Source organism: Paraburkholderia terricola (genome assembly GCF_900142195.1).
GTDB classification, from domain to species: domain Bacteria; phylum Pseudomonadota; class Gammaproteobacteria; order Burkholderiales; family Burkholderiaceae; genus Paraburkholderia; species Paraburkholderia terricola.
In genome coordinates, this window is the sequence record NZ_FRAB01000011.1 from 74,984 (window position 1) to 101,221 (window position 26,238).

26 protein-coding genes are annotated in these 26,238 nt (G+C 63.1%); 15 read left to right on the forward strand and 11 right to left on the reverse strand.

From position 1 onward, the window contains the following. Nucleotides 1-47 precede the first annotated feature (47 nt). Nucleotides 48-1,811, forward strand: a complete 1,764-nt coding sequence (locus tag BUE39_RS12065; protein ID WP_073428895.1) for a SulP family inorganic anion transporter — start codon at nt 48-50, stop codon at nt 1,809-1,811. A 110-nt stretch (nt 1,812-1,921) separates the two neighbouring features. After that, on the forward strand, nt 1,922-2,479 hold the full coding sequence (locus tag BUE39_RS12070) for a histidine phosphatase family protein (protein WP_073428896.1): 558 nt from the start codon (nt 1,922-1,924) through the stop codon (nt 2,477-2,479). Nucleotides 2,480-2,539: 60 nt separating this feature from the next. Here the strand turns inward: BUE39_RS12070 and BUE39_RS12075 are convergent, their stop codons facing one another. Beyond that, a complete protein-coding gene (locus BUE39_RS12075) occupies nt 2,540-3,076 on the reverse strand; it encodes a peroxiredoxin-like family protein (protein ID WP_073428897.1) in 537 nt (178 codons plus the stop codon). Between the two features lie 77 nt (nt 3,077-3,153). Here BUE39_RS12075 and BUE39_RS12080 point away from each other — a divergent pair, with 77 nt between their 5' ends. Then, a complete protein-coding gene (locus BUE39_RS12080) occupies nt 3,154-3,939 on the forward strand; it encodes an AraC family transcriptional regulator (protein ID WP_235004865.1) in 786 nt (261 codons plus the stop codon). Between the two features lie 127 nt (nt 3,940-4,066). Here BUE39_RS12080 and BUE39_RS12085 read toward each other — a convergent pair whose 3' ends face one another. Both BUE39_RS12085 and BUE39_RS12090 read right to left on the reverse strand, forming a co-directional pair. After that, entirely contained in the window at nt 4,067-5,062 is a 996-nt protein-coding gene (locus BUE39_RS12085) for a Tim44 domain-containing protein (RefSeq protein ID WP_073428899.1), read from the reverse strand. Between the two features lie 92 nt (nt 5,063-5,154). Then, entirely contained in the window at nt 5,155-5,637 is a 483-nt protein-coding gene (locus BUE39_RS12090) for a CBS domain-containing protein (protein WP_073428900.1), read from the reverse strand. 148 nt (nt 5,638-5,785) lie between these two features. On the opposite strand from BUE39_RS12090, the gene nhaR reads away from it, so the two are divergent. From nhaR to BUE39_RS12110, 4 genes are all read left to right on the forward strand, one after another. After that, entirely contained in the window at nt 5,786-6,682 is an 897-nt protein-coding gene (gene nhaR, locus BUE39_RS12095) for a transcriptional activator NhaR (RefSeq protein WP_073428901.1), read from the forward strand. Between the two features lie 165 nt (nt 6,683-6,847). Beyond that, nucleotides 6,848-7,942, forward strand: coding sequence for an AI-2E family transporter (locus tag BUE39_RS12100; RefSeq protein ID WP_073428902.1), 1,095 nt, complete (start codon nt 6,848-6,850; stop codon nt 7,940-7,942). 289 nt (nt 7,943-8,231) lie between these two features. Then, nucleotides 8,232-9,458 (forward strand): hypothetical protein, encoded by a 1,227-nt coding sequence (locus BUE39_RS12105; RefSeq protein ID WP_073428997.1) that lies wholly within the window; start codon nt 8,232-8,234, stop codon nt 9,456-9,458. 17 nt (nt 9,459-9,475) lie between these two features. Beyond that, nucleotides 9,476-12,028 carry an ATP-binding response regulator gene (locus BUE39_RS12110; protein ID WP_073428903.1) on the forward strand — a complete coding sequence of 851 codons (2,553 nt, stop codon included), beginning with the start codon at nt 9,476-9,478 and terminating at the stop codon, nt 12,026-12,028. Between the two features lie 21 nt (nt 12,029-12,049). On the opposite strand, the gene BUE39_RS12115 is transcribed toward BUE39_RS12110, so the two are convergent. The 3 genes from BUE39_RS12115 to nosP form a co-directional block, all read right to left on the reverse strand. Then, nucleotides 12,050-13,216, reverse strand: coding sequence for a hybrid sensor histidine kinase/response regulator (locus BUE39_RS12115; RefSeq protein WP_073428904.1), 1,167 nt, complete (start codon nt 13,214-13,216; stop codon nt 12,050-12,052). Between the two features lie 119 nt (nt 13,217-13,335). Next, entirely contained in the window at nt 13,336-14,508 is a 1,173-nt protein-coding gene (locus BUE39_RS12120; protein WP_073428998.1) for a histidine kinase, read from the reverse strand. Beyond that, complete coding sequence (gene nosP, locus BUE39_RS12125) at nt 14,501-15,661, reverse strand: nitric oxide-sensing protein NosP (protein ID WP_073428905.1); 1,161 nt, start codon at nt 15,659-15,661, stop codon at nt 14,501-14,503. Before nosP ends, BUE39_RS12120 begins: the two co-directional genes overlap by 8 nt. Nucleotides 15,662-15,910: 249 nt before the next feature. Between nosP and BUE39_RS12130 the strand changes: the two genes are divergently transcribed. The 4 genes from BUE39_RS12130 to BUE39_RS12145 all read left to right on the forward strand — a co-directional run bounded on the left by BUE39_RS12130 (nt 15,911) and on the right by BUE39_RS12145 (nt 17,785). After that, a complete protein-coding gene (locus tag BUE39_RS12130; protein WP_073428999.1) occupies nt 15,911-16,366 on the forward strand; it encodes an MEKHLA domain-containing protein in 456 nt (151 codons plus the stop codon). A 262-nt stretch (nt 16,367-16,628) separates the two neighbouring features. Continuing rightward, a complete protein-coding gene (locus BUE39_RS12135; protein ID WP_073428906.1) occupies nt 16,629-16,922 on the forward strand; it encodes a GYD domain-containing protein in 294 nt (97 codons plus the stop codon). A 68-nt stretch (nt 16,923-16,990) separates the two neighbouring features. Beyond that, complete coding sequence (locus tag BUE39_RS12140; protein ID WP_073429000.1) at nt 16,991-17,194, forward strand: hypothetical protein; 204 nt, start codon at nt 16,991-16,993, stop codon at nt 17,192-17,194. A gap of 111 nt (nt 17,195-17,305) precedes the next feature. Continuing rightward, entirely contained in the window at nt 17,306-17,785 is a 480-nt protein-coding gene (locus BUE39_RS12145) for a universal stress protein (RefSeq protein WP_073428907.1), read from the forward strand. 174 nt (nt 17,786-17,959) lie between these two features. Here BUE39_RS12145 and BUE39_RS12150 read toward each other — a convergent pair whose 3' ends face one another. After that, nucleotides 17,960-18,268 carry a hypothetical protein gene (locus tag BUE39_RS12150; protein WP_073428908.1) on the reverse strand — a complete coding sequence of 103 codons (309 nt, stop codon included), beginning with the start codon at nt 18,266-18,268 and terminating at the stop codon, nt 17,960-17,962. A 223-nt stretch (nt 18,269-18,491) separates the two neighbouring features. Between BUE39_RS12150 and BUE39_RS12155 the strand changes: the two genes are divergently transcribed. The 4 genes from BUE39_RS12155 to BUE39_RS12170 all read left to right on the forward strand — a co-directional run bounded on the left by BUE39_RS12155 (nt 18,492) and on the right by BUE39_RS12170 (nt 23,306). Continuing rightward, complete coding sequence (locus BUE39_RS12155) at nt 18,492-18,887, forward strand: response regulator (protein ID WP_073428909.1); 396 nt, start codon at nt 18,492-18,494, stop codon at nt 18,885-18,887. Between the two features lie 289 nt (nt 18,888-19,176). Then, the gene (ilvD, locus tag BUE39_RS12160; RefSeq protein ID WP_073428910.1) at nt 19,177-21,039 is read left to right on the forward strand and encodes a dihydroxy-acid dehydratase; all 1,863 of its coding nucleotides are present in this window, start codon (nt 19,177-19,179) and stop codon (nt 21,037-21,039) included. A gap of 187 nt (nt 21,040-21,226) precedes the next feature. Then, a complete protein-coding gene (locus BUE39_RS12165; protein ID WP_073429001.1) occupies nt 21,227-21,673 on the forward strand; it encodes an SRPBCC family protein in 447 nt (148 codons plus the stop codon). Nucleotides 21,674-22,118: 445 nt separating this feature from the next. Continuing rightward, nucleotides 22,119-23,306: a hypothetical protein gene (locus BUE39_RS12170; RefSeq protein ID WP_176035743.1), complete on the forward strand. Its 1,188-nt coding sequence runs from the start codon at nt 22,119-22,121 to the stop codon at nt 23,304-23,306. A gap of 69 nt (nt 23,307-23,375) precedes the next feature. On the opposite strand, the gene BUE39_RS12175 is transcribed toward BUE39_RS12170, so the two are convergent. From BUE39_RS12175 to BUE39_RS12190, 4 genes are all read right to left on the reverse strand, one after another. Continuing rightward, nucleotides 23,376-23,729: a cupredoxin domain-containing protein gene (locus tag BUE39_RS12175; RefSeq protein WP_073428911.1), complete on the reverse strand. Its 354-nt coding sequence runs from the start codon at nt 23,727-23,729 to the stop codon at nt 23,376-23,378. Between the two features lie 30 nt (nt 23,730-23,759). Then, entirely contained in the window at nt 23,760-24,704 is a 945-nt protein-coding gene (locus tag BUE39_RS12180; protein ID WP_073429003.1) for a metallophosphoesterase family protein, read from the reverse strand. Nucleotides 24,705-24,836: 132 nt separating this feature from the next. Then, on the reverse strand, nt 24,837-25,622 hold the full coding sequence (locus BUE39_RS12185) for an anti-sigma factor family protein (RefSeq protein WP_073428912.1): 786 nt from the start codon (nt 25,620-25,622) through the stop codon (nt 24,837-24,839). Beyond that, nucleotides 25,622-26,161 (reverse strand): sigma-70 family RNA polymerase sigma factor, encoded by a 540-nt coding sequence (locus BUE39_RS12190; protein WP_073428913.1) that lies wholly within the window; start codon nt 26,159-26,161, stop codon nt 25,622-25,624. The genes BUE39_RS12185 and BUE39_RS12190 overlap by 1 nt, the downstream gene beginning before the upstream one ends. Nucleotides 26,162-26,238: the final 77 nt, after the last annotated feature.

Here is a 26,238-nt window from a genome sequence, read left to right on the forward strand (position 1 = left end):
CAAGAAATTGAGCGACCATCGAATCAATTTCGAGTGAGAGGGTTTTCATGAAACCTGACACCGGCGGGCCCGAGCGGCCGTCGAGCCGTACCGGGCGTATCGTCTCGCGCTGGGTCAACGGGCTGGCGGTGGCGCGCGGCTACCGGCTTGCATGGCTGCCGCACGACGCGATCGCGGGCCTCAGTCTCAGCGCCGTGCTGGTGCCCGCCGGCATGGCTTACGCGGAAGCCGCCGGCCTGCCCGTCGTCTCCGGACTCTACGCGTCGCTCGCGGCGCTGCTCGCCTACGCGCTGTTCGGCCCGAGCCGGATTCTCGTGCTCGGTCCCGACTCGGCGCTGGTCGCGTTGATCGCGGCGAGCGTCGCGCCCTTGGCGCACGGCAACACGGAACACGCGATCGCGCTCGCCGGCGGCCTCGCGCTACTCTCCGGCGCGATCTGCCTGGCGGTCGGCATGCTGAAGCTGGGCTTCGTCACCGAACTGCTGTCGCTGCCGATTCGCTACGGCTACCTCAACGGCATCATGCTGACCATCGTCGTCGGACAAATACCCAAGCTGCTGGGCTTCCAGGTGCAGGGCGCGTCGTTCCTCGCGCAAGTGCGCGAGCTGGCGAGCGGCGTGGCCGCGGGCAAGATCAACGGCATGGCGCTGACGATCGGCGTTGCGGCGCTGGCCGTGATCCTCGGCTGCAAGCGCTACTGGCCGAAGGTGCCCGGCGTGCTCGTCGCGGTCGGGGGGGCGACGCTTGCGGTCGCCGCGCTGGGCCTCGCGCCGCGCTTCGGGCTGGCGGTGATCGGCAACATGCCGCAAGGCCTGCCGGCGCTGCACCTTCCCGCGCTCGCGCTCGATGAATGGACGACGCTCGCCGGCGGCGCGGCCGCGATCGCGTTCGTCTCGTTCACCGACATCAGCATCCTGTCGCGGACCTACGAGGCGCGCAGCGGCGAAGCCGTCGACCGCAATCAGGAGTTCGTCGCGCTCGGGCTCGCCAACATCGCGGCGGGCGTCGCGCATGGCTTCGCCGTGAGCGCGAGCGGCTCGCGCACGCCGGTCGCGGAAGCAGCCGGCGCGAAGACCCAGGCGACGGGCGTGGTCGCCGCGCTGGTCGTCGCGGGACTGCTGCTGTTCGCGCCGCAGGCGCTGCGCGACACACCGCAGGCGGCGCTTGCCGCAGTCGTGATCGCCGCGTGCCTCGGACTGCTGGAAGTGCGCGGCGTATGGCGGCTTTACCGGCTCAGACCGAGCGAGTTCGTGCAATCCATCGCGTGCCTCGCCGGCGTCGCGCTGATCGGCGTCGTGAACGGCATCGGCATTGCGCTGGCGCTCGCGATACTCGGGTTCCTGTGGCGCGGCTGGCGTCCGTATTCCGCCGTGCTCGGCCGCGTCGACCGGATCAAGGGCTATCACGACCTCGCCCGGCATCCGGAGGCCCGCCGCATTCCGGGGCTCGTGCTATTGCGATGGGACGCGCCGCTTTTCTTCGCCAACGCGGAGATTTTTCGCGAGCGCATGCTACAGGCGGTCCGCGAGGCGCCGACTCAGACCGCGTGGATCGTGATCGCCGCCGAACCGGTGACGGACGTCGACCTCACCGCCGCCGACACGCTCGCGCGGCTTCGCGACGAACTGCTCGCGTTGAACGTGACGCTCTGCTTCGCGGAGATGAAGGGCCCCGTGAAGGACAGCCTGAAACACTATGGCCTGTTCGACGCGATCGGCGAGGAGCACTTTTTCCCCACCGTCGGACAAGCCGTGAACGGCTACCTCGAGACGCACGACGTCGAATGGCGCGATTGGGAAGATGAAGCGTAGACGCTGTCGCGCCGCCGAGCTTACGTGGCACGTGGCTTGCGCTTCGTGCTTCAAATGCGGCGGCGGCGTTCGCAACCCATGCGCCCAGCCAGTCATATCGCGGAGGCAACATGGCACCTGAGCGGATCATCTTCATTCGGCACGCGGAAAAGCCGGGCGCCGACGAAGGCATCGGCGTCGAAGCGGACGGTACGTCGGACGAGGAAAGCCTCGCGGTTCGCGGCTGGCAGCGTGCCGGCGCATTGGCGCGCTTTTTCTGTCCGATCGACGAGGCGCGTGCGGCGCGACTGACGCCGGCCGCCGTGTTTGCTCCGGGAACCGGCCCGGCGAGCAGGAGCAAGCGCGCGATGCAGACCGTCGCGCCGCTGGTTGCGCTGCTGCGGGCAACCTCGCGCGTGAAGTACGTCACGGCGCATCAGAAGGACGACGGGCCAGCGCTCATGCGGGACGTGCTGGCTCAACCGGGTATCGTGCTGATCGCGTGGGAGCATAAAGTGCTGCCGTCGCTGATCGAACACCTGCCCCGAGCGCCCGCGGTTCCCGCCATCTGGCCCAGCGACCGGTTCGACATGGTCTGGATACTCGATCGCCTGCCGGACGGATGGTCGTTCTCGCAAGTCCCGCAATTGCTGCTCCCCGGCGATAGCGCGGAGCCGATCGCCGGGTGAATGCGGCGCGGCGCGTGCGCCGTAGATCAGCAACACGGAACGCGGGCCTGGCTCATGTCCTCACACCTCGCCCACGTACTCACCGCGAGCCGGGTAGTCGTTCTTGATGATGAAATCGAGCGCCTGCAATAGCTCGCTGAAATTGGGCCGCACGAACGGCATCGACTGGATCGAGAGGTAGTAGACCGTCTGATCCGGCTTCAACAGAAACACGCCGGGCTCCGAGAACAGCGCGGGCTCCTCGATGCCGATCGAGGTTTTGCCTCGCGACGTCGATAGATACAAGCCCCATTGGCGGGCGTCGGCGAGCGGCAGTCCAAAGCCGATACGCAAATGGCTTGCGCCAATTTTGTCGGCCATCGCCGTCGCGCGGTCTCTGTCGTCCGAACTGATCGCAATCGTTGCGACGCCCCGTTCGGCGAAGCTGGGCGTCAGACGCTCCAGTTCTTTCAGATAGGTCGCACAGATGGGGCAATGCAGGCCCCGATAGAAACAGATCAGCGTCATGCGTTCCGGCTTCTCGGCGGCGAGACGGAATGGACCGTGGGCCAGCGTATCGACAGTCAGTTCGGGGGCTTTCTGACGGGGAACCAGCATGGAGAATCTCCTTCGACAGTGGGTGGCGGGCACGCGCCGGATCGGCGCCTGAGTTAGACTTTCTCACACTCAAACGCATGAAAAATCCACATTACATGATCGAACGTCCCAGCCCGACACCCAAAGTCGATCGTCTGTCGGCTTTCTTCCGCGCTTTCGATCTCTCCGTTCAGCTATCGGAATCGCGCGAGCCGGATGCCGATGCCCTGCTGCTCGTTCTCGGCAACTCGCATCGGCAAGCCGAACAGGTCGCGCTTCTTACCGGTGAACGGGCGGTCAAGGCGTCGCCATCCAACGTGCTCGTGGCCGCGTCCGTGTACTTCGGCGGCGCGGTCAATCCGATCGTTTCGGCAATGCCTGAAGACATTCAGGTAGGCCTGAGCGAAGCGCCAACGCTTCGGGCGATTACCGACGCTTTTGTGGAAGAGGCGCTGGACGCGCGCTGCGGACGAACGGCCGCCCTTGGCCGTCTATGCGAGGTGATCGTATTGATGATCCTCAGACGCGCGATCGACAATGGCGCGACGCAACCGGGACTCCTCGCGGGACTCTCGCATCCTGCGCTTCATCGGGCGCTGGTCGCCCTGCATGACGCGCCTGCGCGCATCTGGCGGATCGAGGAACTCGCGGAAATCGCGGGTATGTCCCGCAGCCGCTTCATGGTTTCGTTCCGTGAAACCGTGGGGACGACGCCCGCCGCTTATCTGAGCGCGTGGCGTTTGAAGCTCGCGCATCGGGCGCTCGCGGAAGGCGCCCGCGTCAAGTCGGTGGCTCTGCGTGTGGGATTTGGCAGCGCGGCGGCGTTCTCGCGAGCGTATTCGCGCGAGTTCGGTTACCCACCGGCGGGAGCGCGTCACGAATGAGCGCGGTTCATCAGGAATGCGGCCATTTCGCTGGCCAGTCTTTTAGTTAAGCGGCGGGCGTCCATCCATTGATGCACGCCCGCCGCCGCGTTCGATCCGTCACCTGCTATCGAGCGCAATGCCGCCGTTAGCGATCCAACTGCTGGATGCCGGCCAGTCGCCACGCCTGGTCGCCATGCGTGCCGCGAACAATGTTCCAAACCTCCTGGAACGGCTCGGCGTTCTGAGCGCCGTCTTCGCGCATCTGGCCGTGAAAGCGCACGCTGACCAAAGTCTCATCCGCATTGTTCTCCACACCCAGCACTTCGGCGTCGAGTTGCGGCACCTCGGTACGGTTCGGCTGGCTACCGCGGCTTTCCAGATCCTGCTTGATTCGCGCGAACATCTCCGGCGTGGTCAGCTCGAACAGATCGCCCTGCTCGTTGCGGTCCCATGCGCTTTGCAGGCGCATGAACATGGTCTTTGCCGAAACCAGCAACTCGGCCTGGTCCAACGGGAGCGAATTCGCCGGCGCATTCACCGCGCCCGCCATTCCGATCGCTCCCGTCGAGGCGCGTTGCGAACCGAAAAAGTTCGTATCGGGCCGCGTCTCACCGGTTCGATTCAGAAACGGCGAGCCGTTGGTCTGCTGCCGGTTCGCAGCGCTTTGCCCTGCGCCATGTCCCGCGCCGTGCCCATACGCCAGATCCGGACGACGCCGATTGGCGATGAAGCGGAACAGCATGACGCCGGCGAAAATCACCGCGCCGATCAGCAGCGCATTCGACAGCATTTGCGCGAGCCCCTCACCCAGGCCGAGCGACGACAGCAGCGCGGCAATGCCCAAGCCGGCGGCGAGGCCGGCGAGCGGGCCCATCCAGCGATTACGCGCCGGCGCGGCGGCAGGCGCCTGCGCAGCGGACTGCTGCGCCGGTTGAGCCTGCTGGCTTCGTTGCCCTTGACCAGACGGCGACGCCATTTGCGACTGGCGCCCGATACTTTGGCTTCCGCCCACCCGCTTCGCTTCGGCGTCGTTCGACGCCACCGCGCCGAGTGCGAGCACGCCCGCGAGACCGAGCGCCGCGGTCCCGCGCGTCACCTTACTGGCAACTCGTCGCAGTTGATCGATGGTATGCGTGTACATATAAAACCTCTCTTGATGTGCCTGTGGGCTGCCCGCATTGCGCGTCATCCTTCCTCGCGACGACCTTACGGACAGTAATATTTTTTCGGTCGTTAAACTTGCAGCCGGTTGGCCTGCAATCCGCCATGCGCGGTCTGCAAACCATTGCCGTGGATGTAATGCTCCAGTTCCCGGATCGTGTGTTCCTGTTCCGACATCTGGTTCTTGATCAGGTCGCCGATCGACACCATGCCGATCACCTGCCCCGCCGCGATCACCGGCAAATAACGTATGCGGTGCGCCGTCATGAGCGCCATGCATTCCTCCGTTGTCTGCTCCGGGCTGACGTAGCGCACCGCCGTCGACATGATGTCGCGCACCGGCGTATTGCGCGATGAACGGTCCATCAGCACGATTTTTCGCGCGTAGTCCCGCTCCGTGACGATGCCGGCTATGCGCCCCTCGTGCGCCACGATGAGCGCGCCGACCTGGCGGTGCGCCATGATTGCTATCGCGTCGTACACCGACGCCGATGCCTGGGTCGACCACACGGTCTGGGAAGCCTTCGACCGCAGAAATTGTGCAACCGATGCCATATGTCACCTCTGTCATCTGTCATTAGCCGCCCGCTGACGCCTCGGGGCGAGGCTTGAATCTAACCGAATCCGAGACAACGGAAAATTCGTATTTTTGTTGCTGATGCTTCGAGAAAAACGTAACGTGGCGTGGTCAAGGGAGGCACGTGTGAACTTCAAGCATCTGTATTACTTCTGGGTCGCGGCGCATGCGGGCGGAATCGTCCGCGCCGGCGAGCAGTTGCACATCACGCCGCAGACGCTTAGCGGCCAGATCAAACTGCTCGAGGAAGCGCTGGATAAAAAGCTCTTCAAGAAGAGCGGCCGCTCGATCGAACTCACCGACGCGGGCCGGCTGGCGCTCGATTACGCCGATGAGATCTTCTCGCTGGGCTCGGAACTCGAAAGCGCGGTGCGGCGCGAAAAGGAGGTCGGCACGCAATCGCGGTTCCGCGTCGGCATCGCGGATTCGGTGCCGAAGGCGATCGCGTACCGGCTGCTGGAGCCGGCGCTGAGCGCGCCCGCTTCGCTGCGTGTGATCTGTCACGAAGGCAAATTGCATGCGCTGCTCGCGCAACTGGCCGTGCACCGCCTCGACCTGATCATCGCGGACGCGCCCATTCCCGCCGACGTCAACATCAAGGCGTTCAATCACCGGCTCGGCCGTTCGACGCTTAGCTGCTTCGGCGCCAAGGCGCTGTTGCAAGGCGGCCGCAAACGCTTTCCGATGTCGCTCGGCCAGTTGCCGCTGCTGCTGCCCGGCACGGAATCGGCGGTGCGCCGCAAGCTGGATCACTGGCTGGCGTCGCGCGCGATTTCGCCGCGCATCGTCGGCGAATTCGACGACGGCGCAATGGCGATGGCGTTCGGCCGCGAGGGCCGCGGCCTGCTGTTCGCGCCAACCGTGCTGGAGAACCAGTTACAGGCGGAACATAAGCTGACGATGGTCGGGCAGATCAACACCATCGTCGAGGAATTCTTTGCGATCTCGATCGAGCGCCGCATCAGTCATCCGGCGGTCGCGATGATCATCGACGCGGCGCGCAGCGAATTGTTCAACGCTTGAATCGTCCCTGAGCGTCGCCCCTTCCCGGTCCACTGTCATTACGATAACCTTTCATCAACGACATCGAAGAAATGGGATGCCGCTCGATTTGCGGCTGCTCGTTGCCGGACACAGGTTCGCTCTCATCCGCACGTGATGAGAACGGACACACAGCAAAGGCGTTTCATGGACGAAAGTTATCCGATGCCGCTGGTCAAGCGCATCATCCTCGCGTTTCTTCTCGGCGGGCTCGTGGTGTTGAGCTACGTGGTGCTGCACCTGTTCCTCGTGCCCGCGGCATGGGCCACCATTCTGGCCTACGTGACCTGGCCCGCCTATCGCCGCTTGCGCTCGCTGATGCGCGGCAACGCCAACGCCAGCGCGCTGCTGATGACCATCGTGCTCACGGCGGCGTGCGTCGTGCCGTTGATCTGGCTGATCGTGCTGTTGCGAGGCGAACTGGTCGCCGCCTATCAGGCCGTCGCGGTATTCCTCGCTCACGGTCCGCACCAACTGCCGGAACTGATTGCTCGCATTCCGTGGCTCGGGCAGTGGCTCCAGGAGCTACTGAACCAGGTATCGACCGATCCTGCGGCGTTTCGCGCACAAGTCGCGGAGTGGGCCGGGCAGTGGACCGGCGAGGCCGGCCAACTGGTCGGCGGCGTGGGCCGCAATGCGACCAAATTGGGCTTTGCCCTGTTGACACTGTTTTTCATGTATCGGGACGGCGAAAGCGCATTGGACCAGGTGCGCCGCGTATTACGGCATTTTCTCGGCAACCGTCTCGACGCCTACCTCGCCTCCATCGGCGGCACGACCAAGGCGGTTGTCTACGGGCTCGTGCTGACGGCATTGGCGCAGGGCGCGCTTGCCGGCCTCGGCTACTGGGTTGCCGGGATGGAGGCGCCGGTGTTGCTGGCCGCGTTTACCGTGCTGATCGCGTTGATACCGTTCGGCACGCCGTTCGTCTGGGGGGCGATCGGCGTATGGCTCCTCGTCACCGGAAAAACAATCGCCGGCGTGGGCCTTTTGCTGTGGGGCGCGCTGGTGGTGAGCTGGGTGGACAACCTGATCCGTCCGCTCGTAATCAGCAGCGCGACCCAGATCCCGTTTCTGCTGGTCGTGTTCGGCGTACTGGGCGGGCTTGCGGCCTTCGGCCTGGTCGGCCTGTTCATGGGGCCTGTCATCCTGGCGGTCCTGATGGCCGTGTGGCACGAGTGGCTGGAGGAGCAGGCAAGCGCGAATGCCGGGCCGCGAGTCCAGTCGAACGGGAACCCATGAGTGTGCGGCCCTGCCGTCAATCGTCGCGGCGGGGAATGAAAACGGTGCGCCGCAGACTGTCGATATCCGTCCAATAAGCGCCCACCTCCGCGAGCGCGACGGCCTCTGTCGCGATCCGCAACCCGGCGGGCACGGCGGCCGGCAGCGGGATACCGGCGCCGGCATGCTCGCAAACGAACAAACGGACGCACAGCAGCGGATTTCTCTAAAGTTGAAGGAGCGCCGGTCCATCTTGACCGGCGCCGCTGCGCTGATTTTCCAGCGCGAGTTCAACCCACGGGAAAACCAAATGAGAACTTCTCTTTACAAAGAAGCGCCGACCGATTTCGCTCAACGGGCCGGCTCCGATCCGCACATGAGTAGTGCACCGCTGGCGCTGAAACGCGTCATTCGCCCGGAAGAGATACGAGAGAATCTGCCGGCCGGACAAGGCGGCGTCGGGTTTCTATTTCACGCTACAGACTGGGATACGCTGTCGTTTTCATTTCACAACGTAAAACACCGAAACGCGTCATTCGAAGAAGAGCTTTGGAGAACCGAGCCTTTTATTGCATCGCCCATCTATTCGGCATCGCAAGTCATAGGGGCGAATATTGCGTGTCCGGTTCCACTCGAGTTGTGGCTTGGAAGCCCGCGCGGCATCAAACGGTTTCGGGAGACGCAATTTTTTCCGGCTCTGGAACTGGCGAAGCAGGCGGGATTGAACATGGTGGCGATGGGCGCCTCCACGCCTTATGCCTGCAACTACGGCGCGCTTCCCCGCCATACCAAGCCGCCTCACATCACGACGGGCCATGCGGCCACCGCGGCGATGCTGAAAGACTGGGCGGTTCACTGCTGCAATGAACTCGACCTCGAATTCGGCAAAACGAAGCTCGCGCTATTCGGCGCGGCCGGACGGCTCGGCACTACCGTGGCCAAGTACATGCTTTACAAGGACGCGCCGAAAGAACTCGTTCTGATCGACTTGCCGGACAAGGCGAACCTGCTCGCGGAACAAGCCAGGGAGCTGCTGGCAGCGGATCTGCTCGGTAAAACCCGGGTTTCGGTGCACACCTTCAGTCCCGACACTCCGTTGCCGCAATTCGACGGCGCGATCCTCGCCAGCAGTACCAGCGTGCCCTACCTCACCGCCGCCGATCTCAAGCGGGCGCAGTTCTGGATCGACGATTCGCATCCGCGGGCCGCGAGCGTCGAAGCGGAACTCGCGTCACGCGACCATACGCTATATATTGAGTGCTTCGCGCGTGGCCCCGCCGGACTCGACACCACGTTCCCGTTCAGACTGCCGACCACCCGCGATTGCTACACCTGTTTCGCCGAAGGCTACGCCGCCTGGCAGGAAGGCATCGCTTCCGATTTCATTATCGGCAGCCCTCCCGTGTGGTCGGTTTCCTATACGCACGGTCTTCTGAAGAAGTACGGGTTTTCGGTCGGGCCTTTTCACGGCAAAGACGGTTCGCCGATCGTCCTGGACGCCCAGCATCGCGGCAAGCATGAACTGATGGGATCGTGAGTGTCATTGGAGGCCTGATGGTGATATCGCGCGAGAGCATGCGGGATGTGCTGGAACGAAGCCGGTTTGCAATTCGATGGGGCGGCGCACTGGGCCTCCTGTGCCATCCCATCTATTACCTCGTCTGGACCTATGTCCTGCCGCAGCCTTACGACAACCTCTTCCTTCGACTAAGCGCGGCGCTCATCTGCATTCCCCTGATTTTCCAGGCGCATTGGCCGAGGCGGTTCAACCACTACCTGCTGATCTATTGGCATTGCTGTCTGATCTACGTCCTGCCATTCGTTTGCACGTTCCTCGCGATCCGAAACTCATTCTCCACCATGTGGATGATGACCGAGGTCATGATGATCTTCATCATGGCGCTGTGCATCGATAGCCCATTTTTGCTGATGGCCTGCATCGGCATAGGCGTATTTGCCGGCTCGCTCGCCGCGGTGCTCACCTCTCCCGCGCCGATCGTTCTCACCGCGGCCAATCAGTCGGACCTCGCACTGCTGCCGGTCGTGGTCTTGTGCAGCATGGCCTTCAGTCATGCGATCAGCAAGGGACGCATCTTTGTCGAAAAGAACCGGGCATTGCAGACCCTCGCGGGCTCGATTGCCCATGAAATGCGCAATCCCCTCAGCCAGTTGAGGCACGTTCTGGATCGCGTGGAAGAGGCGCTGCCCGCGGCGACCGGATCCAACCACTCGCCGGTGTCGTCGCAAGACAATGCGGCCGCGCTTTATCGTCATCTGGCCCACGGCCAATTGTCGATCGAACGGGGCCTGCGCATTATCGCCATGACGCTGGACGAAGTCAGCGCAAAACCCATCCGCTCGGATCACCTCACCTATTTGAGCGCCGCGGCCACGACACGTAAAGCGCTGGACGAATATGGTTTCGGCGATGACAACGAGCGCCGCAAGGTCAGGCTCGTGGTGCTGGAAGACTTCACCTTCAAGGTCGATGAAACCGTCTATCTGTTCACGCTGTTCAATCTGATCAAGAACGCGCTGCATCACATCGCCACGCATCCAACGGCCACGCTCACGCTGACGGTCGACAGGCAGACGGTCATGGTTCGCGACACGGGCCCCGGCATTTCGCCCGAGATCATGCCGCATCTTTTCGAGCCTTTCCGCACCGCGGGCAATTCCGCGGGGACGGGGTTGGGACTCGCCTATTGTCAGCGTGCGATGCGCGCTTTCGGCGGCTCGATCGGCTGCCGGTCCGAAGTCGGGGAATTCACCGAATTCACGCTGCGATTTCCCGTCGTCTCCGAAAGCGAAGTCGCGGACTACGAGCGCAAGATCTTTGAACGCGCCGAGCCGGTGTTTACCGGCAAGCGCATTCTGGTCGTGGACGACGACGCCGCCCAGCGGGCGAAAACCGCGCGCGCATTGTCGAAAGTGGGCGCCCACGTGAGCGAGGCGGAAAACGGTGAAGCGGCATTGACCACGCTTCGGCAGCCCTCGCACTACGACCTCGTGTTGATGGATATCAACATGCCGGTTCCCGATGGCTACACGACTACCGAGAAGATTCGCGCCGGGCATGCGTATCCGAACTGGAATGTGCTGATCGCCGCCTATACGGCCGAGCCCGGAAACGTGGCACGGGCCCTCGCCCGCCGAGCGGGCATGGACGAAGTCATCAGCAAATCCAGCAGCGTGCCCGAACTGATCACCTCCTTGCATACGCTGTTGGAAAACGGCAGTCGAAAGTACCCGTTGAGCCAGCGCTTCGACGGCTTCGCCGGCAAATCGATCCTGGTGGCGGACGACGACACCTACAGCAGGCTCGTTGCCAAAGCGTATCTGGAGCGATGCGGCGCGACCGTCGTCGAAGCCGAACATGGACAGGCCGTGCTGGCTCGATTGCAGCAGCACAGCAGCATCGACGCCATCGTGATGGATATGAACATGCCGGGAATGGGCGGCGTGGAAACCACTGCGCTGATTCGCGTTCGCGCCGACTCGTATGCCGACGTTCCCATCATCGCGTTGACCAGCCAATCGGATATCGAGGCCGTGCAGACATGCCTCGCCGCGGGCATGAACGAGGTCATGGTCAAGCCCGTGCAGGTCGGTTCCCTGTATGCCTCGCTTGCAAGGCAGTTTGCCCGGCAACGCGCATTGAAGGCGCCGACGCGGGCTGATCCTTCACAGCCGCCAACCATGCCGATCGGCAAGCACGAGACAATCGCGGACAGCGCGCTGCTCGACGAGAAACATCTCGACGAACTGGTGGCGCTCGATTTGCTGGATCAAACCTTCGTCAACGGCATCGAACAGATTCGCCTGCTGGTGGCGCGGCTTGCCACGAGCGCCGCGGCCCACGATCTCAAATCGACACACGAAGCCTTGCATCTTCTTCTTGGCGTCAGCGGCAATATCGGCGCAAAGGCGCTGCACCAATTCGCGCGGCAGATTTATCCGAGGATGATTGAAGGCGAATGGCCCGTCGAGGCCGACTGGCTCGCGCGGATTTCGATGTTGGGCGAGCGCTCGGCCGACGCGCTGCATGCGTATTTCGTTTCGGCGAGAGCACGCGGCGGTCAGCGCGACGTGTTGAGCGACAGATAACTCACGACCGTCACTTCGATCTCATGGCGACGCAATCTCGCTGCCGGATGATTGCTTTTCGTCAGCGGCCCGCGCCCGGCTTTTCGAAGCGGGAAAAACCATCGTGACCGTGGTGCCCGCGCCCAAGGTGGATTCGATTCGCAGACTGCCGCCGAAGGATCGCATGATGCGGTTGCAAAAGATCATGCCCATGCCGTGCCCGCCGGCTCCTGCATACGTCGTGACGGGGTCCAGCAGAAGACGCGCCTTGATTTCCGGTGCGATTCCCGGCCCATTGTCGCGAATGCGGATCTCCGGTTCGGGGCTCGCCACGACTTCGAGGCGCAACGAAGCCGCGCTTGTTCCGTCGAGTGCGCGCAGCGCGTTGGACAACAACGAGGAGAGCACGAGCGCCACGCAGTTGGGCATTGCGTGCACGACGAAATCGCCTTGCACGTCGACCTGTACCCACTCCCGCTGCGACGCGACGAACGGATAGGTATCGAGCAAGGTGGCGATCAATCGCGTCGCTTTCACCTCGCGGACACCACCGCCCGCCGAGGACTGCTGGCCGCCGCTTTTATGCACCGTCGCCCAGAAAGACGAGATCAGCGTGAGGCAATACTGCGCGTTGCTGAGCATCGATCTCGCCGCGTGGGCGATTTCTTTTTGCCGTTCCGGGTCGTACTGCTCGGCAACATCGGCTTCGACGGCGCGCGCAAAAAGCGAGATCGTCGCCAACGGCGTATTCAGTTCGTGGGCGAGGAAGGCAAGCGTCTCGTCCATCGCCGATAGCCGCTGTTGACGCGTTTCGCGCTCGGTGTAGCGCGCCATTGCCAATTGCAGAACCTCGCACACGGTTTCCGTTCGCAGCGGCTTTTCGAGGATGCGGAATACATCGCCGCTGTTGACCGTCTGCAACAACATGTGCTTGTCGGCATAGGCGGTCACGAGTATGCGCACGATTTGCGGATAGTCCTGCGCCACCTGGCGCAGCAGATCGTCGCCGTCGCGGCCCGGCATGCGGAAGTCGGTGACCAGTACCGCAATCTCCGCCGCGTGCTCTTTCAGCACCGCCATCGCCTCGTCGGCGCCACGGGCGATATGCACGCGATAGTCTTCGCTCACCGCGCGGGTGAAGTGCTGGCGCGACATCTCATCGTCGTCCACGAAGAGAACGGCAAACGGCGCTTGCAGAGTGTCACTCATCGCATTCCTGGCGGGTCGCGGCAAGTCGAATGGGAAGAGAATTCCTCTCGCGAGTGATCGGCGGAGTGGGACATGATTCTACCATCCGGGTTTGGCTAGGGATCTTGCCAAACATCCCGCTAAAGGGGTCGAGGCTGCCCGGTGGTCTCGCGGTTCTGCGTGAGCGGAAGCCACACCGTGAAGCACGCTCCCTCCCCCGGCTTGCTTTCAACGGCGATCCTGCCGCCGTGCTTTTCCACGATGCCATACGAAACCGAGAGACCGAGCCCGGTGCCCTGTCCAACCGGTTTCGTGGTGTAGAACGGATCGAATATTTTGGCCTGCACTTCGGCGGACATGCCTATGCCGGTATCCGCGATGGCAATCGACACACCGTCGCCGTCGCGACGCGTGCGGATCATGATGGTGCCGCGCTCGGAAATCGCCTGCGTCGCATTGACGAGCAGGTTCATCAGCACCTGGTTGATCTGCGAGGGCATGCATTCGATCGAAGGCAAGTCCCCGTAATCCTTGACGACCTCCGCCTTGTATTTCATCTCGTTGCGCACGACATTCAACGTCGCTTCCAGACCCGCATGCAAGTCGACGACGCACCAGTCCTCGCTGCCCGCCCTGGAAAAATCGCGCAGATCCTGCACGATCCGCCTCACGCGCGAGGTGCCCTCGATCGATTCATCGATCAACACGCTGATGTCCTCGATCAGGTACTCGAGATCGGCATCCTTGCGCGCTTTATCGAGGCGAGCCCGGCTCTCGGGATCGAGCCCGGTCAGCAGCGAATCTTGCAGCGCCATGACGTCGAGCAGACTGCGCACCCACTTCTTCAACGTTCCAAGATTCGAATCGACAAAGCCGATCGGATTGTTGATTTCATGCGCGACGCCGGCAGCGAGCTGTCCGATCGACGCAAGCTTCTCCGATTGCAGCAATTTGACATGCGCGTCGGCCAACTGGTCGATCAGGCGCCGTTGCGCCTCTTTTTCCCGCTCCAGTTCGACCTGGCCGCGCCGGCGTTCCTCGATTTCCTGCTTCATCAAAAGCTGGGTGCGTTCCAGCGCATGCGTGATCTTCTTGTTGTCGCGCAGGGCGTCCTCGAGTTCGCGGGTGCGATGCCGGACCTGGTCCTCGAGCGTGACGGCCATCTGGAACAGGCTGAAGTCCGACCCGCAAACAATCGTGCTGCGCTCCGCGCGGTCCATCAACGATCGGACCATCTTGTTCAAGCGCACGATTTCCGCTTGCAGGGCAACGCATTCATCCGATACGGCGGCGACAGCCGAGGCGTCAGGCACGTTCAACCTCCCCTCCGCCACCGAACGCGATGCCGGTCAAGGTCTGGTTGACGTGCACGCCGCCGTATTGCTCGCCATACGTGCTGAAGCCCACCGATCGATTGTCCTGGAACAAACGCCCGGCCACATCGCGCGTACCCTGTTGCACCATTTCCAGATGTCGCAGAATGCAGTCCCACGCGAGCACGAGTTGAGGCTCGCCGAGTTCGCTGCGAAGCCCCGAGAACATGGTGCGCAGATTTTCCGTGAGATCGAGCCCACGAGCGACGCGCAGGACGAGGCCTTCCTCGATCGCGCAATAGAAAGTGAGGCTGCCGTCGGCGTTCAGTTTCTGGATCGAACGCACATAGTCGGTTCCGTCGATCAGCACGACAACGGGCGCCGCCGCGAAGTGGCCGGGGCAAAGATCCTCCACGCGCGCGCCGATCAGCCGCGCGTATTCCGCCGCGGCAGGCAGTCCGTTGATTTCGCTCACGGTGCGCAACTCCGCATTCGCGCCCGTCACGACGAGCCGTTCATCGCCGGAACGGAAATGCTGCGTCTTGAAGATCCTGAACGGCAGCGGCGTCGACCCGAGAACCAGCACCGCGCAGTCGCGATGGAACCGCCCGTCGCGGAATATGCGCGTTTGTTCGAACTTCAGATCGTCGCCCGCCGAGCCGCCGACCAGCGGAATATCGCCCAACGCGCTTTGCAGCGTGCGCGTCACCGGTTCTTCGCGCACGGAAAGCCCATCGATCAGCAGTAGCGCGAACGTATTGGTGCTGTCGGCTTCGGGCGCCCGGCCTTCGAGGTCATGCAGCGCGTCGAGCGCGCAGGCCTGGCCGCGTGCGATCGTGAAGTCGCGCAGATTATCCAGACGCCCGGTCACGGCCGTGAAAGAAGCGCGCGGCAACACGGCCGCGACGAGACTGTGGTCCAGATAACCGGCCGGGCCGATTTCTCCGGCCGTCGTGCAACCGATGACCTCGGTGCCTTCAAAGCAATGGCCGATTTCATCCGCGAGCGACTCCAGGTCGAAATGACTCGAGCAGAAGAATAAAACCAATGCGCCCTCGCACGCATTGAGCGCGGCGTGCACTTCCCGAACGGCTTCACGCGCATCGGAATGGGTCGACTGAGCGACGGCGGCGGTACGAACGGGCAAGCTCATGACATCTCTCCTGTTGCTGCGCGCGGGGCACATCCGATATCTGGCCGGCCCTACGCATATTTCGGTTAACGACGCGTTGGGCGGCTCACGCGATAAGCGGAAACCCCTAGTCGAAAGCGTGGGGTTCCATCCTCATGACTTATGCGAATCGGATGCCGCGCGAGCGCACGGGCACGCCGTTATACTGCCGTCGGCCTGGAGCGCCTCAAGGAGAAGATGCAAATGACCGCCACGCAGCGAACGACGAACATGAACCTACAGACTGATCGCGAATTTTTTAACCTGCTTTCCCATAGCTACGCACGCCTCCTCGGCAAGCCGCTTGTTCCCGCGCAGGTGCCGATCGAAGACGCGGCACGATGGCTTTACGAAAGTGCGTCATTCGGCGTGCTCGCGCACAACACCGAAGCGGACCCGGTGTTCGTGTACGGCAACCTGACGGCTCAGAGACTGTTCGAATACGACTGGGACGAATTGACGGCGCTGCCGTCGCGCTTATCGGCGGAAGCACCCGATCGCGACGAACGTCAAGCCTTTCTCGAACAGGTGCAACGCGATGGATTCGTCGCCGCCTATCGCGGCATGCGCGTGACCAGGTCGGGCAAGCGCTTCTGGATCGAAAACGCGGTGGTCTGGCAACTGCGCGATGAGACCGGCGCGCATCGCGGCCAGGCCGCCCTGATTCCGGCAACGTCGACCGTGTGAGTTCGCAGCGAGCTTACTTCGGCTTCGGCATCGCGCCATGAACCGATGCGAGGGCGCGGCGAACGTTCCCGCTGGGCCGGCAGCATCGCGCGGGCCCTGTGTCTGCGCTTCACGCCTTCCCCACTGCGAGGCAAGCCAAACCGCCGTGACACACGCTTCGATTGCCTAAAATCAGGTTACGCGCGGAACGCTTTCGAGTATGACGATCGGGCGTGCTTGCGCGTATGAATCCCGACTCGTACTAATCGTAAGGGGAATCGTCATGGCAACGTATGTGGTTCTTGCACAGTTCACCGATCAGGGTATCCGCACCATCAAGAACAGCCCGCAGCGCGCCGGCCAGGTGGCGGAGCTGGCCAAAAGCTTTGGCTGCGAAATGAAAGAGGTCTTCTGGACGCTGGGGCAATACGACATTGTCACCATCGTCGAGGCACAGGATGAGCAAAACTTCGCCGCGTTCGGCTTCGCGCTCGGCTCCGCGGGCAATGTTCGCACGCAAACGCTGCGTGCCTTCACGAAGAGCGAAATCGGCGCGGTTATCGGCAAACTCCCGTAAATCCAGCGGGCACACGTTGCGAGAGCCGCTTTCGTTGCGCGGTTCTTGCTCAGGAGCTCACCATGAAAATGAAGGCAAACGACAGCAAGCACGTGCGTGCTTTCGTGCAAACGGCCGAGCAGTCCGGCGCCTATGTGTGGGTCATCACACTGGTCGACTTCGGCGCCGAACAGGTCAAGCGTTCGCTGGTGTCGAACGAGACCTACGCGATGCGCGCTGCTGCTCAGGACGCCGGCGACGCCTATCTGAAAGCGCTCGAGCACGACCGTTAGCGAGCGCGCGTGCCGCCTTGTTTTCGCGCGCGGACGAACTACAGTTGAAGCAGTAGCTAGGGCCGGAAACACGCTGTCAATGCGAAGGGTCCAGGCGCGGGGAGAAAACGTATGTTCAAGCATCTGCTGGTGCCGACCGACGGCTCGGCGCTCTCCGAGGCCGCCATTCGCATGGCGGTGTCGCTCGCCGTGGAAAATGGAGCCAAGCTCACGGGGCTTCATGTCATTCCTGAATTTCACGTCCTCGCCTACGGCACCGAAATGATCGCCGACAACGAGGAACGCATCATTCAGATCGCCCGGCAGCAGGCGGACGGCTACCTCGCGGTCGTCGCGGAAGCGGCTGCGCATGCCGGCGTCGAGTGCGATACCGTGGCGATGAACCGCGCGCATCCCTACGAGGGAATCATCAGCGTTGCAGCGCGGCAAAACTGCGATCTCATCGTCATGGCGTCCCACGGTCGAAGCGGCATGCGCGCGTTCCTGCTCGGCAGCGAGACGCAGAAGGTCCTGACGCACAGTCAGATCCCGGTGCTCGTCGTCCGGCAGCCGGCGCAAACCGGCGTACCGCCAGCACGAAAACCCGCTTGAAATTCGAGGTTTGATCGCCCCGCCGGAACGGCGTGCCGCGACGGATCGACACCGCCGGCGGAGCCGGCCGCGTCAATCGGCGGATCAAGGAAGCGGCCCGGCTTGAGCCGGCCTCCTCCTCAACCCGCGCTTGCGTGACTTCCCTACGGACCGGCTGCCGGTATCGGCGCCGCGTCAGACCTGCGGAAGATCGTCGATGGACTTTTCGATGCTCCCATCGGGGACCTCGGTGTCGATCCCGTCAGGGCCGTTGGTATGCGCGACGATCTTGATCTTGGGACCCAGAAATCTCGCGCCGCCAAGCGTGAACAGGGACCAGCAAATGTTCCCCGCCTGAATCGCCCTGACCACCTCAGCCACCTCGACCACCGCGCTCGGAGATAGCGAGTCGTGCGTCTTCAGGTCGATGGGAGCCCAGCGCACGTGTGTGACACGGTCGGTTGCAGGGTTGATGCGCACGCCGTCGATAGCAAACGTAGCCATATGTGCCTCCACCTCTCCAAAGAAAGGAATCTCTGCATTATGCGCGCATCGTGGCGCGGTTCCGCGCCCCGTTCCGATTGTTCGGGCCGTCGTCGCGCGAAAAATTTCGCTTCAAAAACATGCTGGATTTATTAGTATGTACAAAGGTATCGCAGCCACGGATCGCAGCAGCCAGGAACCCTTCCTGACGTCCACGCGGATACCGCCCAGGACGGAGTGAAACATGACGACGGTGCTATTGGTCGACGACGAACCCGAGACGCTGGCAGCCTGGGAAATCTGCTGCGAGCATGACGGATTCGATGTGAAAGCCGCGCCGGATGGCAGGGCCGCGCTCGATATCCTGCGCTCGGCCAACGTCGATGTCGTCGTTGCCGACTGGCGCATGCCCGTGATGTCCGGCAGTGCGCTGTGCCAGCAAATCCGCAACACGCCCGGTCTCGCCGACACGGTGTTTATCCTGGTGTCGGCCGAGCCGAGCCCGCCCGCGTTCGTGCGGTACGACGGCTTTCTGCGCAAGCCCGTCGAGGTGCCGGAACTGCTGGCGACCATGCGCCGGCTGCTCGCGGAACATGCCGCCGACCATGCCGCCGCGCCGGGGCACATCTGGACGCATTGAGTCCGGCGCGCGACCTCGATCCGCGCTACACCGCCTTCACGCCAGCGCTCACATGAACGAGAGGTTTGCGCTCGCGCGGGTCGCAGCGGCCAATTAATACCTTTTTCGACCTAATCGCCCCCGAAAAAGATATTGGACGTCTTAACGGTACTCTCGCACTATTCGTACTTTCCCAACGCACGCCCCGCACGCCGTTCCGGGCCGCGAGCCCTCGGCAGCGCTCAAAACGGCGCGTTGGCTGAGTCGACTGCGATACCCATTCCAATCACCCCAATACGCGAGAACCTGGATGCCTGATTACCGATCACGAACTTCGACGCATGGCCGCAACATGGCCGGCGCCCGCGCCTTGTGGCGCGCCACCGGCATGAAGGACGGCGATTTCGGCAAGCCCATCATCGCGGTGGTGAACTCGTTCACCCAGTTCGTGCCGGGCCACGTGCATCTGCGCGACCTTGGCGCGCTGGTGGCGAAGGAGATCGAAGCGGCCGGCGGCGTCGCCAAGGAATTCAACACCATCGCAGTGGACGACGGCATCGCCATGGGTCACGGCGGCATGCTGTATTCGCTGCCCTCGCGCGAGTTGATCGCCGACTCGGTCGAATACATGGTCAACGCGCACTGCGCCGACGCGATGGTCTGCATCTCCAACTGCGACAAGATCACGCCGGGCATGCTGATGGCAGCCATGCGCCTGAACATTCCCGTCGTGTTCGTTTCCGGCGGTCCGATGGAAGCGGGCAAGGTCAAATCGCCGACCGACGGCCAGGTGATCGCCAAGATCGACCTGATCGACGCGATGATCAAGGCGGCCGACCCCAGGATCAGCGACGCCGAAGTGGCCGAAGTCGAGCGCAGCGCGTGCCCCACCTGCGGCTCCTGCTCGGGCATGTTCACCGCAAACTCGATGAACTGCCTGACCGAAGCGATCGGCCTGGCGCTGCCCGGCAACGGCACGATCGTCGCCACGCATGCATGGCGCAAGGGCCTGTTCGAACAGGCCGGCCGCCTGGTGGTGGACCTGTGCCGCCGCTACTATCAGGAAGAGGACAGTTCGGTGCTGCCGCGCAGCATCGCCAGCAAGCAGGCCTTCGAGAACGCGATGGCGCTCGACGTGGCGATGGGCGGCTCGACCAATACCGTGCTGCATCTGCTGGCGGCGGCGCAGGAAGCCGGCGTCGATTTCACGATGTCCGACATCGACCGCATCTCGCGCAAAGTGCCGTGCTTGTGTAAAGCGGCGCCCGCCACCGACAAATACCATATCGAGGACGTGCATCGCGCCGGCGGCATTCTCGGCATTCTCGGCGAACTCGCACGCGCGGATCTGCTCGATCTGTCGTGCGGCAACGTGCATAGCGGCACGCTGGGCAACGCCATCGCCAAATGGGACGTCGCCGGCGACGCGAGCGACGAAGCGCGGACCTTTTTCCGCGCGGCGCCGGGCGGCATTCCGACCACGGTCGCGTTCAGCCAGGAAGCCACGTTCGCGTCGCTCGATACCGACCGCAAGAGCGGCTGCATCCGCAGCAAGCAGAACGCCTATTCGAAAGACGGCGGCCTCGCCGTGCTCTACGGCAACCTCGCGGAGAAGGGCTGCATCGTCAAGACCGCGGGTGTCGACGAATCGCAATGGATTTTCTCCGGACGCGCGCGCGTGTTCGAGAGCCAGGACGACGCCGTCGAGGCCATTCTCGGCGACAAGGTGGTGGCGGGCGACGTGGTCGTGATCCGTTACGAGGGCCCCAAGGGCGGCCCCGGCATGCAGGAGATGCTGTACCCCACGTCGTATCTGAAATCCAAGGGCCTGGGCAAGACCTGCGCGCTGTTTACCGACGGCCGTTTCTCGGGCGGGTCGTCGGGGCTCGTGATCGGGCATGCGTCGCCGGAAGCAGCCGAAGGCGGCACGATCGGTCTGGTGGAAGACGGCGATGTGATCGAGATCGACATTCCCAGCCGCAAGATGCACCTCGCGGTGCCGGACGAGGAATTGGCGCGCCGCCGGCAAGCCATGGAGGCACGCGGCGACCAGGCCTGGCTGCCGCTGAACCGTGAGCGCGTGGTGTCGCAGGCGTTGCAGGCCTACGCCGCGCTGGCGACTTCGGCCGACCGCGGCGCGGTGCGGGATCTCTCGCAACTCAAGCGCAAGTAAGATCGCGCGCGGGCAGCGGCGTCCTTGTTCGCTGTCCGCGCGACCGATATGCCATGTGCTGCATCGCAGCGCCGAGGTCGCCTGGCGGCGCCTGCGGGTTTCTCCCGATCTCGATCCATGTCGATATCGGTGTACATGAATCGTCGTAGGAGTGTGTCCAACTTCTCCAGTGAAAGGCGATCTCACCGTGACTACCGGAACCATCCATCTGCACCGCGTCTTGCGCGCTACTCCCGAACGCATCTATCGGGCCTTTCTCGAACCCGATGCGATAGCGAAGTGGCTGCCTCCCTATGGGTTCACCTGTCAGGTCCATCACATGGATGCGCGCGTGGGCGGCACGCACAAGATGTCCTTCCGTAACTTCAGCACCGGCCACGGCCACTCGTTCGGCGGCGAGTACCTCGAACTGGTGCCGTTCGAGAAAATCCGCTACTCGGACCGCTTCGACGACGCGAACCTGCCCGGCCAGATGCAGGTCACCGTTTCATTGCGGCAGGTGTCGTGCGGCACCGACCTGACCATCGTGCAGGAGGGCGTGCCCGAGGTCATTCCCGTGGAAATGTGCTACCTCGGCTGGCAGGAGTCGCTGGTTCAGTTGGCAAGACTGGTCGAGCCTGAGATTCCCGACTGACCAGCACGCCGCCACGCGCGCGCAAAGCCGTTGCTCCGGCACGCCTTCGTCGGCGAAGCGATTGCGCGCCGTGGGATCTCCCACGCACGCCAGCCAGTAGAAAATGCCGGCCGCCATCGAGGCGCGCCGGGCATATGTTCAGTCACACCCATCGTATTTCACCGCCTCGCAGCGAACCCACCTCCGACACGCGTAAATGCGACATGAAAAGGCGCGAAACGTTGTGGTTCAGTTGGTTCGGTTCGTGAGCGCATCTGTTACGCTAAGTCCGCATGTGTCACGCAATTTCGCGTGAATGCGTGACCCCTCTGGCGGCATTCGATTGCCGTCCGCGACGCGTGACCGTGTGTCGTCCCGGTCAACCCATCGTTACTCGCGGGGCGCCAGCTTCCGAATAAATCGGCTTGTACGAATTCCTCTTTTAACCAACAAGGCGGAGTACGACATGTTGGCAGGGCTGGGTTCACGATTCCTCGCTATCGGCGTCTTCCTGATACTGACGGCTTGCGGCGGCGGTGGCGGCGGCGGCGCGAGCAGTACGACGGGCGCGGCCGCTCCCGCCTCAGGCGCATCCAGCCCCGGCACTAGCCAGCCGAAGCTGGCCGCCGCCACTCCGGTGATCGACGGCACGACGCTCGGCGACGCCTTCTGGCCTTCGGGGTCCACGTCATCGGGCGGACTCGGCCAAAGCGTGAGCGGACTCAACTGCGCCCTGCCCGGCAATGCCTATACGTACACGCATCTGTCCATCTATCAGAACGGCCGCCTGCTCGCGCTGCCGGCCAACATCGGCGTGGTGAGGCCGACCATGTCGGCGCAGACGGGCTGCGTGTATCCGCTGCACACGGACGATTCGAGCGGCAAGATTCGCATGGACGCAAGCGGCGGCGCGTCGTACACGCTCGGTCAGTTCTTCTCGATCTGGGGCGAAACGCTCGGCACGTCCGACGTTGCCGGAGTAAGCGGCTCGCCCGTCACGGTCCATGTGAACGATGGCGGCACCCTCACGCAATACACGGGCGACCTCGCCGGCCTCGTGCTACCCGCGCATGGCGAAGTGACCATTGAAATCGGCACGCCGTTGACCCAGATTCCCTCCTACGCATGGACCGATCCGCCGCCGATCGATCCGAAGCCGATCACGCTCGCCTTCGGCGGTGTATTGGGCGACGCCTTCTGGCCGAACGGCAATACGTCGACGGGCGGCACGGGAGCGCCGGTGGATGGTCTGACCTGCGCGCCCAACATGAGCGCGCTGTATCACGTGCATGCTCATCTCGCGATCTTCAAGGACGGCAAGTGGCTCGCCTTGCCCATGAACGTGGGCGTCCTGTCGCAGTGCAACTATGAGATGCATACGCACGACCAGACCGGCATCATCCATATCGAAACGCCCACTTTCAAGACCTTCACGCTCGGCCAGTTCTTCGACATCTGGGGCCAGCCGCTGACCAGCACGAACGTGGCGGGTGTGAGCGGAACGGTGGTCGCCTATATCAACGACAATGGCGACTCGCGCCGCTACATGGGCGACGTGCGCGACATCGAGTTGACCTCGCTGCGCGACGTCACCTTGCAGATCGGCACGCCGGTTAGCACGCTGGCTACCTATTCCTGGTACGAGAAGCAGTGATCGAGCGCAATGCCCGGCTACCGGCGTCGATGTGCCGCCGGCAGCCGCGCGCCGTTCGACCACGCGCCGCTATTGCACGGTGATCGTCTCTTTCATATTCGGGTGTATGCCGCAAAACACCTTGTACACACCTGGCTTATCGAACTTGAACTGATACGTGTCGTCCTGATCGAGCGCGGCGGAACGGAAGATGCCGGCATCGTTGACCACCGTATGCGGTTCGCCGTCGAGATTTTTCCAGGTCACCGTCGACCCCGCCTTGACCGTGATCGACATCGGCGAAAACATGAAATTCTTGATGACCACGGTATCGGTGTTTTGGGCTTGCGCGGCAGTGAAGCCGAAAGCCAGCCCCGCGATGAGCACCGCAATCCCGGGCACGGTCACGGCCACGGCGGCGCGGCGAAAGATAGTCTTGAACATGAGCGAATCCTGTCAGCGAGGTATCGGGAATCAGACGAGCGTCGTATCGGCGAGCGCGGCCTTGAGCGGATGACGCGTGATCCTGATGCTGGTCACGCCGAGCATCCTGGGAAGCTGATCGCTCGACACGGTCAGCGGCATGGGTCCGGGGCCGTTGCCGGCGGTGGGTTGCGGAAAGGCCGTCGAACGCGCGGTATGGAAAGTGATATTGCCTTCCACCTTCGAAACGATCTGGTGAATATGGCCGTTCAGCACCGTGACCGAGCCGAAGCGCTTCAGGTAGCTCATCGCCTCGCCGGCATCGCCGGTGCCCCACCCCCACGGCTCGTAGATCGTCCACATCGGCATGTGCGCGAAGACCACAACCGGTGTGCTGGACGAGCGGCCCTTCAGATCGTTTTCCAGCCAGGCGAGTTGGTCGCCGCCGAGCCCGCCCAAACCGTTAGGCTTGAAATGCATCACGTTGACGAGACCGACGAAGTGCACGCCCTGGTGGTCGAAGCTGTAATAACCCTTGTTGTCGGAGGCTTGACCGAAACGCTTGAAGTATTCGGTCCCGGGGCCGTCGGTGACATCGTGCTCGCCCGGCACCGTATGCAACTCGGTGATATTCAAACCCGCTAGCAACTGGGCCGCCAGGTCGAACTCCTCGGGCCTGGAAAGGTGCGTGATGTCGCCGGTGTGAATCGTCAGCGCCGGCTTCACCGGCATCGCGTTGACGAAGTCGATCGTCTGCCTGAGCGTGCCGGCAACGTCCGGATTCGCTTCCTTCCTGAAGCCTATGTGCGTGTCGCTGATTTGCAGAAACAGCGGAACGCCCGAAGCGGCGGGCGAATCCTTCGCGCCCGCGGCGAGCGCTAGCTCGACCGGCGTGAGCACACCGCCGGCTAAAACAAACAGCGTGCCCACGCCACCGAAGGCGAGGCATTTCAACGCGCCGCGGCGCGATGGATCGAACGGCGAATCTGACGACATGATGTCCTCCTGGCTGAAAGTCAGGAGGTTGACCGCCGGATCATCCAACGGCACTTCCTGTCTGCTTGCAAGAGGTAGACTGCCGCCTCGTTCGTTTTATTCCGCGACCGGGAAGCACGCCGGATGCAACGGCTACGAAGCAGGATGCGCACGCAAGTCGGTGACGAAGCCGTTCAGTTCCGCGTCGCCGGCATCGGTAATCGCCCAGTAATTCATGCCCGCCGCGCTCCAGTGCGCGAGATGATAGCCCCGCTGCTGGTAGACGCGAGGCGCCGCGCCCGCGTCGTTGCCCGGCCACACATAAAGATTGATCGGATGCAGCTTGTAGCGATAGACCATCACCGCGACCGGCCGCCCGTTCAGGTAATCGAGCCGCCCACCGACGAGCGGATACCCTTGCTGCGCCAGATCGACGACAGGCGGCGCAAAATCCAGCTTGCCGTCGAACCACGGCTTGACGGTATGCCGGTCGGTTGAAATCACATCGGAGAGATGGTCGAACTGCAGCGAGCGAATATGGTTGTCCACGAGTTCCTGGGTAAAACGCGTCTCGCCCGAGGGCACCGAAAGATACAAACCCGCGCTCCAGCTCAACGCGATCAGACTGATCGCCATTGCGCCGAGCGGCGCCCATTGCACGGCGCCATCGCCACTGCGCCAACCGAAACGCTCAACCAGCCTTTGCCACGGCGTCGGCCGTCCCGGCAACGACGCCTTGACGCGCTTGACCAGTTCCGCCGGCGCCTCGACGCGCAAGTCGGCCTGCCTGAGTCGCGCACTCACCTGACGGTGACGTTCGCATTCCCGTTGACACTGTTCGCAGCCGGCCAGATGACGCTCGAATTCGAGCGCTTCAGAGAGGCTCAATTCCTGATCGAGATAGCCGGGCAGCAGTTCGAACGCCTGTTCGTGATCCATCACGCCTCCTGGTCCGTCGGCGCGAGCAGCGCCGCGAGTTGCTGACGGCCGCGCCCGAGGCGAGACATCACCGTCCCCATCGGGATGCCCACGATGGTGGCGATTTCCTTGTACGACAATTCTTCCAGCTCCCGCAACACGATCACCTCACGGTACTCCAGACGCAAGCCCCGCAACGCCTGATGCACGCGCTTCTGACTCTGGCTGCGTATCAGCATGGCTTCGGGGCCGTCGTCGTGGTTGGCCGTGCCGGCCTCGAGGCTGTGCATGTCTTCCTCGAACTCCAGCGTGTCCGGCGCATGACCCCGGTTCTGCTGATACCACGTGTAGAAGGTGTTGCGCACGATGCTCAACAGCCATGCGCGGGCATCGTCGCCGCGGAATCCGCCGAAAAACCTGAACGCGCGCAGATACGCCTCCTGGACCACGTCCTGAGCGTCCTGGTCGTCATGCGTCAGCCATCGCGCGACGTTGAAGGCCGAATTCATATGAGGCAATACGAGCGTCTCGAAGCGCTTCGCGATGAGGGGATCGGCCATTGTGAAATGAATTCCCGCAGTAACCGCAATCCGTGACCGACAGTGACTACAACCGCCGGCATGTGATTTTTATTCCC

Bases quoted from the DNA above. Each gene is read 5' to 3' on its own strand.
- BUE39_RS12065 (WP_073428895.1), top strand. From the start codon at position 48: ATGAAACCTGACACCGGCGGGCCCGAGCGGCCGTCGAGCCGTACCGGG.
- BUE39_RS12070 (WP_073428896.1), top strand. From the start codon at position 1,922: ATGGCACCTGAGCGGATCATCTTCATTCGGCACGCGGAAAAGCCGGGC.
- BUE39_RS12075 (WP_073428897.1), bottom strand. From the start codon at position 3,076: ATGCTGGTTCCCCGTCAGAAAGCCCCCGAACTGACTGTCGATACGCTG.
- BUE39_RS12080 (WP_235004865.1), top strand. From the start codon at position 3,154: ATGAAAAATCCACATTACATGATCGAACGTCCCAGCCCGACACCCAAA.
- BUE39_RS12085 (WP_073428899.1), bottom strand. From the start codon at position 5,062: ATGTACACGCATACCATCGATCAACTGCGACGAGTTGCCAGTAAGGTG.
- BUE39_RS12090 (WP_073428900.1), bottom strand. From the start codon at position 5,637: ATGGCATCGGTTGCACAATTTCTGCGGTCGAAGGCTTCCCAGACCGTG.
- BUE39_RS12100 (WP_073428902.1), top strand. From the start codon at position 6,848: ATGGACGAAAGTTATCCGATGCCGCTGGTCAAGCGCATCATCCTCGCG.
- BUE39_RS12105 (WP_073428997.1), top strand. From the start codon at position 8,232: ATGAGAACTTCTCTTTACAAAGAAGCGCCGACCGATTTCGCTCAACGG.
- BUE39_RS12110 (WP_073428903.1), top strand. From the start codon at position 9,476: ATGGTGATATCGCGCGAGAGCATGCGGGATGTGCTGGAACGAAGCCGG.
- BUE39_RS12115 (WP_073428904.1), bottom strand. From the start codon at position 13,216: ATGAGTGACACTCTGCAAGCGCCGTTTGCCGTTCTCTTCGTGGACGAC.
- nosP (WP_073428905.1), bottom strand. From the start codon at position 15,661: ATGAGCTTGCCCGTTCGTACCGCCGCCGTCGCTCAGTCGACCCATTCC.
- BUE39_RS12130 (WP_073428999.1), top strand. From the start codon at position 15,911: ATGAACCTACAGACTGATCGCGAATTTTTTAACCTGCTTTCCCATAGC.
- BUE39_RS12135 (WP_073428906.1), top strand. From the start codon at position 16,629: ATGGCAACGTATGTGGTTCTTGCACAGTTCACCGATCAGGGTATCCGC.
- BUE39_RS12140 (WP_073429000.1), top strand. From the start codon at position 16,991: ATGAAGGCAAACGACAGCAAGCACGTGCGTGCTTTCGTGCAAACGGCC.
- BUE39_RS12145 (WP_073428907.1), top strand. From the start codon at position 17,306: ATGTTCAAGCATCTGCTGGTGCCGACCGACGGCTCGGCGCTCTCCGAG.
- BUE39_RS12150 (WP_073428908.1), bottom strand. From the start codon at position 18,268: ATGGCTACGTTTGCTATCGACGGCGTGCGCATCAACCCTGCAACCGAC.
- BUE39_RS12155 (WP_073428909.1), top strand. From the start codon at position 18,492: ATGACGACGGTGCTATTGGTCGACGACGAACCCGAGACGCTGGCAGCC.
- ilvD (WP_073428910.1), top strand. From the start codon at position 19,177: ATGCCTGATTACCGATCACGAACTTCGACGCATGGCCGCAACATGGCC.
- BUE39_RS12170 (WP_176035743.1), top strand. From the start codon at position 22,119: ATGTTGGCAGGGCTGGGTTCACGATTCCTCGCTATCGGCGTCTTCCTG.
- BUE39_RS12175 (WP_073428911.1), bottom strand. From the start codon at position 23,729: ATGTTCAAGACTATCTTTCGCCGCGCCGCCGTGGCCGTGACCGTGCCC.
- BUE39_RS12180 (WP_073429003.1), bottom strand. From the start codon at position 24,704: ATGTCGTCAGATTCGCCGTTCGATCCATCGCGCCGCGGCGCGTTGAAA.
- BUE39_RS12185 (WP_073428912.1), bottom strand. From the start codon at position 25,622: ATGGATCACGAACAGGCGTTCGAACTGCTGCCCGGCTATCTCGATCAG.
- BUE39_RS12190 (WP_073428913.1), bottom strand. From the start codon at position 26,161: ATGGCCGATCCCCTCATCGCGAAGCGCTTCGAGACGCTCGTATTGCCT.